Raw genomic sequence first — 15,168 nt, forward strand, 5'->3', positions numbered from 1 at the left:
CCCATGTCACGGTTCTCAATGCTCGGATGGCCGGTCTTCCGCCAGACCAAGTCCAAAGATAAATATGGGCGCGGTCCCAGCGTGGAGTCGCCAAAATACGAGAATATGCGACCTCGCACCGAGGATGCAGACGATGTCGTCCAGAGTGTCTGCCCGTACTGTGCCGTTGGTTGTGGCCAGCGCATTTACGTTAAAGACAATGAAGTCATCCACATTGAAGGTGACCCTGACTCGCCGATTTCGCGTGGCCGATTGTGTCCAAAGGGCGCTGCCTCAGAGCAGCTAGTCAATACGCCGTCACGTCAGAAAACCGTACTTTACCGTGCACCGCGAGCTACCGATTGGGAAGAAATCGAGCTCGAGAAGGCCATGGATATGATCGCGGATCGCTTCTTGGAAGCACGCGAAAATCATTGGGAAGATTACGACGAGGAAGGTACTCCCGTCAATCGCACCATGGGCATTGCGTCCCTCGGCGGTGCAACCATTGATAACGAAGAAAACTATCTGATCAAGAAGCTGTTCTCGGCCGCAGGCGCGGTACAGATCGAGAACCAGGCTCGGATTTGACACTCCTCCACAGTTCCTAGTTTAGGATCTTCTTTTGGGCGTGGCGGTGCCACCCAGCCATTGCAAGATATGGCGAATGCAGACCTGATTTTGATTCAGGGTTCCAACATGGCTGAATGTCACCCTGTTGGGTTCCAGTGGGTTACTGAAGCCAAGCAGCGTGGTGCCAAGGTGATTCACGTTGACCCGCGCTTTACGCGCACGTCCGCGGTTGCTGATAAGCACATCACCATTCGTGCCGGCTCTGACATTGTGTTGCTGGGCGCTCTGATCAACCACATGATCGAAAATGATTTGTGGTTCAAGGATTACGTTACGCACTACACCAATGCCGCCCACATCATTTCAGAAGGATTCGCCGGGCCAGAAGATCTGGACGGACTGTTCTCTGGCTACGATGACGAGCTGCAAGGCTATAACAACGAAACCTGGCAGTACGAGGAAGATCCTGATGCGGCAGATGGCATCGCCAAGGATATGACCCTGCAGCATCCTCGGTCGGTCTTCCAAATCCTGCGGCGTCACTACTCGCGGTACACACCGGAAGCCGTTGAGGACATGGCCGGCATTAGCCAAAAAGACTTCAAGTACTTGGCCGATGCCTTTGCCGAAAACTCCACTCGGGATCGGACAACTTGCATCGCGTATGCCCTGGGTTGGACACAGCACTCGATGGGTGCCCAATTCATTCGAACAAGCGCCGTCCTACAGCTGCTCATGGGGAACATGGGTCGTCCCGGTGGTGGCATTATGGCACTGCGTGGCCATGCCACCATTCAGGGTTCCACGGATATCCCAACGCTATTCAATCTATTGCCCGGCTACCTGCCCTTCCCGGTTGCTGGCAAGCATGACACCCTCCAGGACTACTTCGACGAGTCATTTCCGCAAGACCAAAAAGGGTTTTGGCATAACGGAGACGCCTATATGATTTCGTTGCTGAAAGCCTGGTTCGGCGATGCTGCAACGGCAGAAAACGATTATGCATATCATTACTTGCCCCGTCTGACCGGTGCACATGGCACGTATCAAACGCTCATGCGCATGTTCGATAAGGGTGTGGACGGCTACTTCGTGCTGGGCCAGAACCCGGCTGTCGGGTCTGCCAATGGTCGTATGCAGCGCATGGGTATGGCGAACCTCAAATGGATGGTCGTGCGCGACTTCCAGCAAATCGAGACCGCCACCTGGTGGCGCGATGGTCCAGAGATCCAGAGCGGTGAGTTGAAGACCGAAGAAATTGATACTGAAGTCTTCTTCATGCCCGCAGCCAACCACACAGAAAAAGCCGGCACGTTTACCCAGACACAGCGTTTAGTCCAGTGGCGTCACCAGGCTGTAACGCCACCCGGAGACGCACGCTCTGAATTGGAATTCTTCCACGACCTCGGCAAGCGGCTCCGGGAACGCCTCCAAGACTCGACAGACCCGAGGGATCGTCCTCTGCTGGACATGACCTGGGACTACCCTGTTGATGAGCACGGTGAACCCGACGCCGAAGCCGTCATGAAAGAAATCAACGGCTTCTACACGACTGGTCCCGACGCGGGCAAACCGCTGGACAACTTCAACCAGATGAAGACCGATGGTTCCACCGCCGGCGGCTGTTGGATTTACGCCGGTGTCTATGCTGGTGGGGTCAACCGTGCTGCACTTCGTGTACCCGGTGATAAACAGGACGAAATGGCTCAAAAGTGGGCTTGGGCTTGGCCTGCGAACCGTCGAATTCTCTACAACCGTGCTTCAGCCGACCTAGACGGCAAACCGTGGTCGGAGCGCAAGAAGCTCGTCTGGTGGGATGAAGACGCCACGAAGTGGGTCGGTCACGACACCCCGGACTTCCCCATCGACCGTGCACCCAATGCCAAGTCAGAAAAGGGAGTCTTCGGCCCGGATGCACTGTCCGGAGATGATCCATTTATCATGCAAACCGATGGTAAAGGCTGGCTCTTTGCCCCCATGGGCATGAAGGACGGACCACTACCGACGCACTACGAACCTGCTGAGTCACCGGTAAGTAACACCATGTACCCACAGCAGGAGTCACCTTCTCGCTTGCTCATTACAGCTGAAGGAAACCAACTGGCCCCTGCTTCCGGGAACCCGGGATCAGAAGTCTACCCGCACGTGTTCACCACGTACCGTCTCACTGAGCATCACACCGCAGGTGGTATGAGCCGATTCCTGCCATATTTGTCCGAGTTGCAACCCGAAATGTTCTGTGAGGTTTCCGAAGAACTCGCCGAAGAATACGGATTGGAATCTTACGGCTGGGCGACCATTATTTCACCGCGCGGTGCAATCGAGGCCCGGGTCCTGGTCACCCAGCGGATGAAGCCGGTGCGCGCCGGCGGCAAGACGATCCACCAGATCGGTCTGCCGTATCACTGGGGCGTCGGAAAAGAGGCCCTCATTACCGGTGACGGGGCCAATGACCTACTGGGGATGACACTGGATCCCAACGTGTTCATCCAATCGGCCAAAGCCGTGGCCTGCGCTATCCAACCGGGGCGGCGTCCACGGGGCGAAGCCTTGGTGGAGTTCGTCAACGAATACCGCGAACGGGCTGGTATTACCGAAATGACCGGTCAAAGCAGGCTCACCTATGAACGTGATCCGGAAACCATGGAAATTGCCGAACCCCCGACACTGTCTGAACCTGAGCATCACGAAGGAGACAAACTTGTTTGACTTCAGAGAAAAACCCGGCCAGCTCATCGATGCCCACGGTCAGGACACCGAACGCAAGGGATTCTTCACCGACACCTCGATTTGCATTGGTTGTAAAGCGTGCGAGGTCGCTTGTAAAGAGTGGAACGAGGTGCCCATGGACGGCAACCTTGAACTGCTGGAATCATCATACGATAACACCGGTGATCTCGGGGCCAATACCTGGCGGCACGTCGCGTTCATCGAGCAAGACGAGCAACAAATTGAAAAAGCCCGTGACTCCGGTCAAAAACTCGTGAGTCTCGGGATGCCTTCCATCGGTGCCCCGGAAGCTCGTCAAAAAGAGAGCGCCAAACATATTGGTATGCCAGAGTTTGGCTCCCCCGGTACCCGCATCAAAGAAAAAGTGGATAACCCGCCGAACCCAGACACCCCGGAATTCCGGTGGTTGATGAGCTCGGATGTGTGCAAACACTGTACCTTCGCCGGGTGTTTGGACGTCTGCCCAACGGGCGCCCTATACCGCACCGAGTACGGCACCGTAGTCGTCCAAGACGATATTTGTAATGGTTGTGGGACCTGCGTTGCCGGTTGTCCTTTCGGTGTTATCGAACGCCGCGATACAGGCACGATACATACCAAACCAGACCGGGTAGATTCCCGCTACGCCATGGACGTCAAAAACGAGGGTACCGCCAATAAATGCACGCTGTGCTATGACCGTCTAGTGGACGATCAGCAGCCAGCCTGTGCCCAAACCTGCCCGACCACCTCAATCAAGTTTGGCAATCAGTCTGAAATGGTCGAAAGCGCGGTAGAACGCGTTACCACCATGCACGCACAGGGCAGCACAGAAGCCCGCCTCTATGGTGCCAATCCAAACGACGGTGTCGGCGGCATTGGTTCGGTCTTCCTGCTGCTGGACGAACCAGAAGTCTATGGACTCCCACCAGATCCACAGGTTCCGACCAAAGACCTACCGCACATGTATAAGAAGGTCGGTATCGCTGCGGCCGGAATGCTGGCTGCTGCGGCGACCGCTTTCGTAGGAGCGCGCAAAAAGTGACCCTTTCTGATTTCGACTCATATCGGCCCGCGAATGAAGGTCGCCGTAAAAAGAAACGCAACCGCCCTGCTGGCAATGGTCGCCGGCGCGGTGGTGGCGGCGATGGCGCGCGCGAAATGTCGATGGTCGATGACGTCGAATTCAGTGATTCCTACTACGGTCGCCCGATTGTTAAACCACCACCGTGGGACGATAAGATCTCGGCCTACCTTTTCCTGGGCGGGGTCGCTGGCGGTTCAGCCATGCTCGCCGTCGGAGCACAGGCAGCAGGACTTGAAGCACTACGACGCAATAGTCGGCTCACCGCCCTGGGCGCCACCATCGGTGGTACAGGCTTTTTGATTCTCGACCTCGGACGCCCAGAACGCTTTTTACACATGATGCGTACGTTCAAACCCTCCTCTCCCATGAACATGGGAACGTGGATACTTGGAGGATTTGGCACTGCGGCTGGTGTAGTTGCGGCCATCGAAGTCGACCGGCTGACCGGCGAAAACCTTCCGCTGGGCCCGCTTCGGGCGTTACTGCACTGGATAGAAAAACCTACCGGTGCCCTCGCCGCCCTCTTCGGAGCACCGCTAGCCTCCTACACCGGGGCGCTGCTGGCCGACACCGCCGTCCCCACCTGGAATGCGGCCAAAGACAATCTGTCATATCTTTTCGTGTCATCAGCAGCCATGGCGTCCTCCGGGGTCGCGATGATGACGACCCCGGCGTCGCAGACCCGTCCTGCACGGGCACTGGCCACCCTCGGTGCGGCCGCTGATCTGTATTTTGCTGAAAAGCTCACCGAGCCGATGCACCCAGCAGAGGCCGAACCACTGCAAACCGGTCGGGCCGGCAAAAAACTTCGCTGGGCCAAAGGCCTCACGATTGCCGGCGGGATCGGAGCAGCACTGCTGGGCGGCAACCGGGTAGCTGCCATTGTCTCCGGTGCAGCCCTGGCTACCGCTTCCCTACTGACCCGCTCAGGCGTGTTGGAAGCCGGTATCGAGTCGACGAAAGATCCCCGCCACGTCGTGGAACCACAAAAAGCTCGCCTCGAAGCACGCCGCGCGCAAGGCATTGTCGACGACTCAATCACGACCGTAGGTTAACGCACCTCGACGACCCCGGCACGATCAGTGGTGTAACCAATCACCGGATGACCCGGAAGTTCACCAACCACGAGCAACCCACCCGAGGTTTGTGCATCGGCCAGCACCAACAGATCTTCTTCGGTCAGGCCACTGCCGGTCTCGATATGCGGCGCAACCCAATCCAGGTTGCGTCGCGTACCGCCCGAAATAAAACCATCGCGCAGCGCTTCGGCCGCGCCATCAACCAGCGGAACCGCAGCCTTATCGACCACCGCACCCACGTGGGAGGCACGCATCATCTTATACAGATGGCCCAACAGCCCGAATCCAGTCACATCGGTCGCGGCTTTGAGTCCGGCAACCACACTCTGTTCTGCGGCCGCCTTATTCAACGTCGTCATCGTATCGATCGCAGCTTGGAAGACCTCACCGGTTGCTTTGTGCCGGTTATTCAGCAACCCCAAACCAATCGGTTTCGTCAGCGTCAACGGCAAACCGGCCTCGGCTGTGTCATTGCGAAGGAGCTGATCTACCTTTGCCGTACCGGTAACGGCCATACCGTATTTCGGCTCTGGATCATCGACCGTATGCCCACCAATGACCGGACATCCGGCTTCACGCCCGATGGCTAACCCACCGGCCAGCACCTCGGACATCATCTCCGCCGGCAGCACACCGCGTGGCCAGCCCATCAGGTTGATGGCCACGATCGGTTGGCCACCCATCGCATAAATATCACTGATCGCATTGGCGGCGGCGATCCGACCCCAGTCATAGGCCGAGTCGACCACCGGCGTGAAAAAGTCGGCGGTCGATAAGATCGCGGTGTCACCGTCAAGATGCACCGCAGCGGCGTCATCGCCATCATCAACGCCCACCAGGACATTGCCATAATCCTGGCCGGCCAACTGGGCGACAGCGCCTTCAAGTTCACCCGGCGGGATCTTACAGGCACACCCACCACCTGAGGCCGTGGTGGTTAAACGCGGAACGGAAGCTTGTTCTAAAATTTCGGACATACGCCCCAGTATAGGAACGCTGGAGCAACACCGACAGTGCCCGCTCGCGGAGCAATCAACCTCGCAGAGCTCAAAAAGGTCCTAGAGCCGAGCGTAGGATTCGATATCTTCATCGAAGGCGTCAATATCGAGCGGTGAGACCGTGGCACGCGTGACAGATAGTGCGTCGATATAGCTGGTCGTCGTCAGTTCATCGGCGGGACGCTGCGAACCATTGCCATTGAGCGCACGCGCCAGGGCTTCCTGGGAGGCCCGTCGGGCGGCGTACTCAATGTCGGCGGGTGTCATACCCTCGCTGGCCTGGGCCAGGTCGTCGAAATTGATTTGCTCGGCGACCGATTCAGGGACATAACGCTGCCAGATCGCGATGCGGGCTTCGGTATCGGGCAGGCCGATCGGAATGACATAGTCGAAGCGACCGTGCCGCAAAAATGCCGTGTCCAGTGCGCGCACAAAATTGGTGGCACAGATCAGCAACAGTCCGTCTCGGTCGCGAAACTCGGCGACCTGTTTGAGCAGTTCATTCGTCACGCCCTGCGTGGGCGACGGCGGATCACCGCGACGTTGGGAGGCGACTTCTTCGACCTCATCGATAAAGACCACGGCGTGTTCCAGATCGTAGATCGCCTCGAAGGTGGTGCGAAAAGCATTGGGGAGTCCGCCGGGAAGCTCGGCCAGTCGTGAGGGGAACAGCTCGACGAAGGGCCAGCCCAGTCGTGAAGCGACCGCTTTGGCAAACGTCGTCTTGCCGGTTCCGGGTGGGCCGAACAGCATGACCGCACGGGGTGGCACCACCCCGAATTGATCGGCCAGATTCGGTTGTGACAACGGGGTAATCAGCCGCTCTTCAAGAAGGCCCTTCTCCTGCTGCATACCGCTGACCGCGTTCCAGAGACGGCGCGGCAGCACACGTCCACCCAGTTCTCGGAGTTTGTCCAATTCCCGACGCTGCACCGGCATGCCCCGTTCCAAATACCGCAGCGGGTTATGAATTTCGAAGCCATTGGCCGTTAGGGCGGCGGCTGATTCGTCCTCGAGTGACGTGAGAATCGAAAGTTTCGATAACCCCAGGGGCGCGATGCGCCGTTCCAGGGCGTCCAAGAGGCGGCCGCCAAGTTCGGGACCGGTGGAGTTTTCGAGTCCGAAAAAGACAATCCAGCCTTGGGCGTGCGCGGCGCGGCCGACGACCGCACCAATGACACGATCGTATTCGGTGGCCACCAGGGCATAGTCGGCTTGGCATGACGCGATGACCTCTGGCAATGAGTACACCGGCGGGGTGCCGCGCTGCTTGGCTCGCTCCCAGAGCCGCACGATGGCGTCAAGATCGTCGTCGTGAAATTCTCGAACGTGAGCGCGTTGCATGAACGCACTGTAGCAGCTGACCGGTGTGCGGTCTAGAGTGCTGAAATATGTGGGCGCGCAGTGATGCTGCAGCACGGCAAACGTGATAGTTTGATTTTTTGGAGGCGTTAGGGTTCCTGGTGGTCCCCGCGGTCTTCAAAACCGACGAGACCAAGTAGCTTGGTCTGGCGGGTTCGATTCCCGTCCGCCTCCGCCAGATTTGAAAGGTGCCCGGTGAGTTCAGATAGTCCCGCCACTTCAGACCCGCGCCGCGCGATCCCCTCGACTGATCGGCTGTTAGCGCTACCGGAGGTCGTGGCTGCCGGTCAGCGATTGGCTGCGCAGGTGATTCGCCGTTTGATCACGGACATCCAGGCTGCTGCTCGACGCGGTGAGCTACCGCCAGACGCGGTGGTACCCCGGGTGATCGAGGCTGTGCAAACCACGCAGCCAAGCGAGCTGTCGGCGGTGCTCAATGCCACCGGCGTCATTATTCATACAAATTTGGGGCGTGCCCCGTTATCCGATGCGGCACGCAATGCCCTGTTGGCTGCGGCCGGTTACGTGGATCTTGAACTGGACCTTGACGACGGCAAACGCAGTAAGCGCGGTACTTGGGCCAAAGCCGCACTGCTGGCCCAAGCACCCGATGCCGACGACGCGTTAATCGTCAACAATGGTGCCGCGGCACTGTCGCTGGCAACGACTGGCCTAGCCGTAGCTCAGGGCACACCGGAAGTGGTGCTAAGTCGCGGTGAACTGGTCGAAATTGGGGCGGGGTTCCGTCTTCCCGATCTCATCACGTCGACCGGTACACGATTGGCCGAGGTGGGCACGACGAATCGCACCACGCTGGACGACTATCGCGGTGCGGTCACTGAGACCACCGGCGCGCTACTGAAAGTGCATCCGTCGAATTACTGGATCGGTGGTTTCAATTCGAGTGTGACGACGAAACAGCTGGCCACCCTGGCGGCCGAGCAAGCACTCCCGTTGATCGTAGATGTCGGGTCAGGACTATTTGAATCCGATTCGGTCCTGCCGGATGAGCCGACCATTGGCCAGGCACTGCGCGATGGTGCCGACGTGGTGATTGCCAGTGGCGACAAGCTACTGGGCGGTCCACAAGCCGGTCTGTTACTGGGTTCTCGCACCGCGCTACAGAAGCTTGCCGCCCATCCTCTGGCGCGCGCTTTCCGAGCCGATAAGTTCACGCTGGCGGCGCTAGAAGCCACGCTCAATGCGCCCTCTACCCCGGTGTACGACGCGCTGCACGCTGATGGCGATGAGCTGTATGCCCGAAGCCGCCGGATTGCCGAAGCACTTGACGCCCAAGTGGTCGCCCACGAGGGACGCGTTGGCGGTGGCGGCGGAGCCGGCGTGCCGATTGCCGGGTGGGCGGTGCGCCTCCCCGAGCATTTCGCCCATCCGTTGCGTACCGGCAGTCCGGCGATTTTGCCCCGGGTTGCCGCTGGTCGCTGTCTGCTGGATCTCCGGTGCGTGCCGGCGGCTGAGGATGAGAGGGTGCTGCAGCGGCTCCGGCAGATCGCGGAGGGTGTAGCGTGACCGAACAGTTTGTGGTGGCCACGGCCGGACACGTCGATCATGGAAAATCTGCCCTGGTGCGTGCGCTGACCGGTACTGAAACCGACCGGTGGGCCGAAGAACGCGAGCGCGGCCTCACCATTGATCTTGGGTTCGCGGAAATGTCCTTGCCGTCTGGACGCTCGGTGTCGTTTGTCGATGTGCCGGGTCATGAACGGTTTGTTGGCAATATGCTAGCCGGACTCGGGCCGGCACCGGTCGTATGTTTGGTGGTGGCCGCAGATGAGGGGTGGCAGGCCCAAACCTCCGAACATCGCGATGCGATCAAAGCCCTGGGCATTTCGAGCGGGGTCGTGGTGATTTCTCGGCTCGACTTAGCCCCGGACAATGTTGAGGCAGTGACCGCTCAGATTCGACACGAGCTGGCCGATACGGCGCTGGCCGATGCACCAATTGTGGCGACCTCAGCCATTGAGTATCGGGGTCTCGATGAGCTGCGCACCGTCATGGATACGGTATTCGATCAGTTGGCTGCTCCCGATCTCACCGAACCTATCCGATACTGGATTGACCGTGCTTTCCCGGTCAAAGGGGCCGGCACCGTAGTGACCGGAACGCTAGCCGACGGGACCTTGACCGTCAATGACCGGCTCGAACTGCTGTCCAAAGACAGCTCCGAGGTGACGGTCAGGAGTTTGCAAAGTCACGGGAGCTCTGCCAACGAACTGGTCCCGGTCACCCGTGCCGCGGTGAATCTGCGTGGTATCACCGCCGATGCTGTGGCTCGTGGCGATGTGTTGGTGACCCCCGGTGCCTGGTTCAACACCGATGTCATCGACGTGGCTGGCACCCCGGATGTTGATTTCACACAACTCCCCCAAGAATTCTCCGTCCACATCGGGACGGCCACCGTGTATGCGCACTGCCGTCCACTGGGCTCCGAATTTGCTCGGCTGTCCCTGGATCGTAGCCTGCCATTACACATCGGTGATCGATTCTTGCTGCGCGGCACCGGACAACGGCTCATTACCGGCGGCGCAACCGTCGTGGATGTCCAACCTCCTGCCCTGCGTCGTCGTGGGGCAGCCAAACAGCGCGCCGAAACACTGGCCAACCTCACGGCAGAAAATCATTTGGCACTGGAAGTCCGACGTCGTCGGGCGGTTGATCGGTCGATGATCACGGCCATGGGCATTGCGGTCCCCGACCCGCTGGCCGATGATGTGCTGGTGCATGACCGGTGGCTGGTTGATCGACAGGCACTTGACTCGTGGCGACAGCAACTGCGCAATAGGGTCGTCGCCCAGTATAAGCGGGACCCAAGCGCCGGAGGCATCACCGAACAGGCCGCCGTCAACGCCCTGGACCTGCCGGACCGCAGCCTATTGTCCCTGGTCGTGACCGAGGCCAAGCTACAGCAATCGGCTGGGCGGATTGCGGATCCGGCACTGCGACCATCCCTCGGAGCGGCCGAAGCCGCAGTGGCTGAATTGGAACAGCGCTTTATCAACGATCCGTTTGCGGCACCGACCGCCGATGACCTGGACGAGCTGCAGCTTGGCGATAAAGAACTCGCCGCTGCCGCGGAACAACAGCGCTTATTGCGGCTCAAGGGCAACATCGTGCTGAGCCCCAAGACCCCGGCACTGGCGATGCGGCAGATCGTACAACTCGAGCAACCCTTCACCGTCTCCGATGCACGCCAAGCATTAGGCACCACCAGGCGAACCCTGATCCCGCTGTTAGAACACCTCGATGCGCGGGGTTGGACCGAACGACTCGACGGCAACCTTCGTCAGGTCTCAGGGCGCTAGTACATTGCACAGCGGAGACAAAAACCGCACCCTGCCGCCCATTTCGTATACGATTAGGGGCAGGCTTTTCTACTCAAAGGAGTCCGATGTTAGATCACGAAACACATGTCAAAATTGCTGACGAACTGCACCAGGCCAACATTGATCGGAAACCGGTCGAACTGCTGACCAAGCGCTATCCGGGCATGGTCATTGAAGATTCCTATGCGATTCAGAAAATTTGGGCAGATCGCCAAATTGAAACCGGACGCCGCAAGGCCGGCCACAAGATCGGTCTTACCTCGAAGGCGATGCAGGCCGCAACCGGTATCGATGAGCCCGACTACGGCGTCATCTTTGACGACCAAGTCTTTGAATCCGGCCACGTTTTCGAGTGGAAGAAATACACCCACCCGCGCATCGAAATTGAGCTGGCCTTCGTATTGAAGGACGACCTGCGTGGACCAAACGTCAATATTTTCGACGTCCTGCGGGCAACCGAATACGTCACGCCGGCGCTCGAGGTGCTCGACGCCCACATCGAGATGGAAGGTCGCACCATCATCGACACCATCTCAGACAACGCCGCCCTGGGTGCCATGGTGTTGGGTGGCAGCCCGGTCAAACCAGAAGACGTTGATCTTCGTTGGGTTGGAGGTGCCCTGTGGCGCAACCAGGAAATCATGGAAACCGGTCTATCCGCCGGCATCCTGGGCCATCCGGCAAACGGTGTCCACTGGCTGGCCAACCGGCTGGCCGGTCACGATGATTACCTCGAAGCCGGCGAAATTATCCTGGCTGGTTCCTTCACCCGTTACATGTGGGTGTATGAAGGCGACTCGGTGTTTGCCGACTTCGGGCCGCTGGGCACCATCGGCGTCCAGTTCGACTAATCACCAGCAACGCACAAGGAATCACACCATGGCTATGACCCCTCGCCCATCATTCAAAACACTGTTCACCGATGCAGCAAAGTCCGATCGTGACCGTGCTGCAGCCGGTATGTTCTTGTCTTCCGGAGACGCCGGCATCGCAGAAATCGCGGCCGGCGCTGGGATGGACTACCTGCTCATCGACGCCGAACACTCCCCGTTGAGCCTGGAATCAGTCCAGTCCCAACTGCGCGTCATCGCAGGCTACGACTCCATTCCGGTGGTTCGTGTTCCCGAAAACAATTCGCGCATCATCAAGCAGTACCTGGATCTCGGAGCGCAATCGCTGATCGTGCCGATGATCTTCACCGTCGACGACGCCGTCAAGGCTGCCGCCTCGGTCGCGTACCCGCCGGAAGGTATTCGCGGGATCGGTTCGGCGCTGGCGCGTTCAGGTGGCTGGGGACGGTACCCGAACTACCTGACCACGGCTCGGGATACGATCACGCTGATCATCCAGATCGAGACCGCCGAAGCGCTGGAGAACATCGACGAGATCCTAACCGTTGAAGGGATCGACGGGATCTTTATTGGCCCGTCGGACCTCTCAGCGTCCATGGGATACCTGGGCCAGCAAAACCACCCGGATGTGGTTGCCGCGGCCCAGAACGTGATTGCCAAGGCCACGGCCGCCGGCAAGATCGCCGGCGTTAACGCGTTCAACCCGGATCAGGCTGCCGACTACGTGGCCGCCGGTGCAGATTTCGTCAACGTTGGCGCCGATGTAGCCCTGTTGGCTCGTGCAACCGAAGCGCTTGCTGCCAAGTGGACCAGCACCGAAACCGAAACCACCAGCTACTAGAGTCGTGCTTCGACCGCGTCCCGGATGCGCTGGATATCCACCGTACCCGGGCACGCGGTTGCTACGACCGAATGATGCGGGATGATCTGCGTTTGCGGATTCAGCCCGTAGTCCTCACAAATCTGCGTGCACAGCTCGATCGAGATATCGTAGGTCGATGCTGACGGCGCACGGTCCGGGGACGCCGAGTGCTCGATGCCAATGCTTCGCTGATTCATCGGAAAATCGCCCGCATGCCAGGCAGTATTCATCTCACTGACGTACTGGTGTAGCGATCCTTCGCCGATTCCATAGTGTGCGCTGACGCCAGATGACGGATTGGCAAATGTGGCATCCGCGGCGGCAAGCGTGCCGACAATGTAGTGGACGACGATGCGATCTACGTCGGTTCCGTCGCGGCCGCTGCTGTAATTCTCTGTGGTCTTCCAAATCGCTTGCATTACAGCCCCTTACCGAGCGGGCAGCCCAGTCTATTTTCGGGGTTCTCCTCTTGTGCCGCGCGATCCGCCGCGGTGGCACTGCCCAGCGGTTGTTCACCAGGTTGCTCAGCAAGCTCTGCGGCGTGCGCACCCGGAGCCGCCACCAAACCTGCGGTTGCGACCGTGGCCGACGCAGCACCGAGCGTAAACAGTTTCCGTCGTGAAAGTTCCATGTAGGTCAGGTTAACCATCCGACGAAACACATGACAAGCTGCAGCGTATGAACTTCTCGTAAACCAGCAATGCTCTGACATGCCAGGGCGCTCTAGTAGCCTAAGCAGCAGAGCACTTTACAGTCGCATGACCCAGAAGGAAGTTATTCATGAGCATTTGGTTCGGTCAGCCGACCCTCGACGACATCACCCCGTTGAACCAGGGCACGGTGGGCGAAGTCCTGGGCATCGAGTTCAGCCGCATCGGGGACGATTCCTTGGAAGCCACCCTGACTGTCGATGATCGCGTGCTGCAACCCACCGGTATTCTCCACGGCGGGGTCTCGGTGGTGTTGGCTGAATCCGTGTGCTCGATTGGCGCCTCGCTGACCATAGATCTGAACAAACAGTTTGCCGTGGGACAAGAAATCAACGCGAACCACATCCGTCCGGGCATACCGGGCGACGTCATCACCGCGCGCGCCACACCGGTCTCCCGCGGACGTCGCTCCCAGGTGTGGGACATCCGCCTGCATAACCAGGACGGCAAGCTCGTGTGCATTTCCCGCTGCACGATGGCCATTTTGGACCACGAACAGTAATTGGCATTTCATCGTCGACCAGACAAGAATATTGCTATGCAACACTCGCGACGATTCCGGCTACCCGGCACCGATCCACACTTCGCCTCCGACAATATCTCCGGCGCACACCCGGAGATCATGGCCGCGGTCATGGAAGCCAACCTCGATACCCCGGCCTATGGTGGCGATCAGTTCACCGATGATTTCCATGAGATGCTCGATACGCAATTTGGTACGGGGGCATATGGTTTTCCGGTGTTTAACGGAACGGGTGCCAATATCGTCTCGCTGCAGGCTGTCTCCCATCCGTACAGTTCGGTGATCTGTACCGATACCTCCCACGTCTATACTTCAGAGGCGTCGGCTCCGGTACGTGCTGGCATCAGCCTCAAGCCACAACCGCACCTTGACGGCAAACTCCGGCCCGAGGATATCGCGAAGGTGGTTGCCTCAGATTTGGGTAATCCTCAAGCGACCCAACCGACGGCTGTGACGGTTTCGCAGGTCACCGAAATGGGCACGGTCTATACACCCGAAGAGCTCACCGCGATATGCAACGCCGCCCACGACGCCGGCCTGGCGATCCACATGGACGGCGCCCGGCTGGCACCGGCTGCGGCGGCACTCGGACTCGATTTGCACGGGGCCACAACCGCCCTGGGAGTCGACATTTTGTCATTAGGCGCCACCAAGAACGGCGGGCTGGGTGCCGACGCCGTCGTCGTACTGTCGAACCGGGTGCCCGAGGATACGCTGACACCGATTATCAAATACACCACCCAGCTGTCCTCCAAGACCAGCTACCTGTCGGCTCAGTTGACCACCATGTTTAGTACCTCCCTGTGGCATCGCAACGCGACCACGGCCAATGCGGCAGCCACCCGGTTGGCGCAGGGTCTGGGAGATATTGCCGGCGTCGAGGTGCAAACACCACAGGCCAATACCGTGCTGGCCGCGATGCCCGACAACCTGGTGACCAGACTGCGTGAACACTACGTGGCCCATCTGTGGGGACACAATACCGCCGGACTACCAATTGTTCGGCTGGTCTGTTCGTGGGCTACCACCGATGCCAAGATCACCGACCTGTTGAAAGTCTTGGCCGCCTAGTCTGCAGCATTGCGCCACAGGAC

At 59.2% G+C, this 15,168-nt stretch carries 13 protein-coding genes and 1 tRNA gene; 10 read left to right on the forward strand and 4 right to left on the reverse strand.

Annotation, left to right across the window (positions count from 1 at the left end; all coding sequences use genetic code 11):
* The first annotated feature begins 3 nt into the window (after positions 1-3).
* The 3 genes from fdnG to nrfD are packed head-to-tail and all read left to right on the forward strand — an operon-like array spanning position 4 to position 5,403.
* Positions 4-3,261, forward strand: coding sequence for a formate dehydrogenase-N subunit alpha (fdnG, locus tag G583_RS13730; RefSeq protein ID WP_245540560.1), 3,258 nt, complete (start codon positions 4-6; stop codon positions 3,259-3,261).
* Positions 3,254-4,306 carry a 4Fe-4S dicluster domain-containing protein gene (locus tag G583_RS0102200; RefSeq protein WP_022869563.1) on the forward strand — a complete coding sequence of 351 codons (1,053 nt, stop codon included), beginning with the start codon at positions 3,254-3,256 and terminating at the stop codon, positions 4,304-4,306. Before fdnG ends, G583_RS0102200 begins: the two co-directional genes overlap by 8 nt.
* Entirely contained in the window at positions 4,303-5,403 is a 1,101-nt protein-coding gene (gene nrfD / locus G583_RS0102205) for an NrfD/PsrC family molybdoenzyme membrane anchor subunit (RefSeq protein ID WP_022869564.1), read from the forward strand. Before G583_RS0102200 ends, nrfD begins: the two co-directional genes overlap by 4 nt.
* Here nrfD and selD read toward each other — a convergent pair.
* On the reverse strand, positions 5,400-6,404 hold the full coding sequence (gene selD / locus G583_RS0102210; protein ID WP_022869565.1) for a selenide, water dikinase SelD: 1,005 nt from the start codon (positions 6,402-6,404) through the stop codon (positions 5,400-5,402). The genes nrfD and selD overlap by 4 nt on opposite strands.
* A gap of 81 nt (positions 6,405-6,485) precedes the next feature.
* Positions 6,486-7,769 (reverse strand): ATP-binding protein, encoded by a 1,284-nt coding sequence (locus G583_RS0102215; RefSeq protein WP_022869566.1) that lies wholly within the window; start codon positions 7,767-7,769, stop codon positions 6,486-6,488.
* Between the two features lie 100 nt (positions 7,770-7,869).
* Between G583_RS0102215 and G583_RS0102220 the strand changes: the two genes are divergently transcribed.
* From G583_RS0102220 to G583_RS0102240, 5 genes are all read left to right on the forward strand, one after another.
* Positions 7,870-7,965 (forward strand) — tRNA-Sec (locus G583_RS0102220).
* 17 nt (positions 7,966-7,982) lie between these two features.
* A complete protein-coding gene (gene selA, locus G583_RS0102225; RefSeq protein ID WP_022869567.1) occupies positions 7,983-9,314 on the forward strand; it encodes an L-seryl-tRNA(Sec) selenium transferase in 1,332 nt (443 codons plus the stop codon).
* Entirely contained in the window at positions 9,311-11,107 is a 1,797-nt protein-coding gene (gene selB / locus G583_RS0102230) for a selenocysteine-specific translation elongation factor (protein ID WP_022869568.1), read from the forward strand. Before selA ends, selB begins: the two co-directional genes overlap by 4 nt.
* Positions 11,108-11,193: 86 nt before the next feature.
* Entirely contained in the window at positions 11,194-11,979 is a 786-nt protein-coding gene (locus G583_RS0102235; RefSeq protein WP_022869569.1) for a fumarylacetoacetate hydrolase family protein, read from the forward strand.
* A 28-nt stretch (positions 11,980-12,007) separates the two neighbouring features.
* Positions 12,008-12,820, forward strand: coding sequence for an HpcH/HpaI aldolase family protein (locus G583_RS0102240; protein ID WP_022869570.1), 813 nt, complete (start codon positions 12,008-12,010; stop codon positions 12,818-12,820).
* Here the strand turns inward: G583_RS0102240 and G583_RS13735 are convergent.
* Together G583_RS13735 and G583_RS0102250 are read right to left on the reverse strand one after the other, a co-directional pair.
* On the reverse strand, positions 12,817-13,260 hold the full coding sequence (locus G583_RS13735; RefSeq protein ID WP_022869571.1) for a peptidoglycan recognition protein family protein: 444 nt from the start codon (positions 13,258-13,260) through the stop codon (positions 12,817-12,819). The two genes, G583_RS0102240 and G583_RS13735, sit on opposite strands and share 4 nt — an antisense overlap.
* Complete coding sequence (locus tag G583_RS0102250; protein ID WP_156832033.1) at positions 13,260-13,472, reverse strand: hypothetical protein; 213 nt, start codon at positions 13,470-13,472, stop codon at positions 13,260-13,262. The genes G583_RS13735 and G583_RS0102250 overlap by 1 nt, the downstream gene beginning before the upstream one ends.
* 149 nt (positions 13,473-13,621) lie before the next feature.
* On the opposite strand from G583_RS0102250, the gene G583_RS0102255 reads away from it, so the two are divergent.
* Positions 13,622-14,053 carry a PaaI family thioesterase gene (locus G583_RS0102255; protein ID WP_022869573.1) on the forward strand — a complete coding sequence of 144 codons (432 nt, stop codon included), beginning with the start codon at positions 13,622-13,624 and terminating at the stop codon, positions 14,051-14,053.
* Positions 14,054-14,089: 36 nt separating this feature from the next.
* Positions 14,090-15,145 (forward strand): threonine aldolase family protein, encoded by a 1,056-nt coding sequence (locus G583_RS13740; RefSeq protein ID WP_022869574.1) that lies wholly within the window; start codon positions 14,090-14,092, stop codon positions 15,143-15,145.
* Positions 15,146-15,168: the final 23 nt, after the last annotated feature.

Source organism: Yaniella halotolerans DSM 15476 (genome assembly GCF_000420805.1).
Lineage (GTDB): Bacteria > Actinomycetota > Actinomycetes > Actinomycetales > Micrococcaceae > Yaniella > Yaniella halotolerans.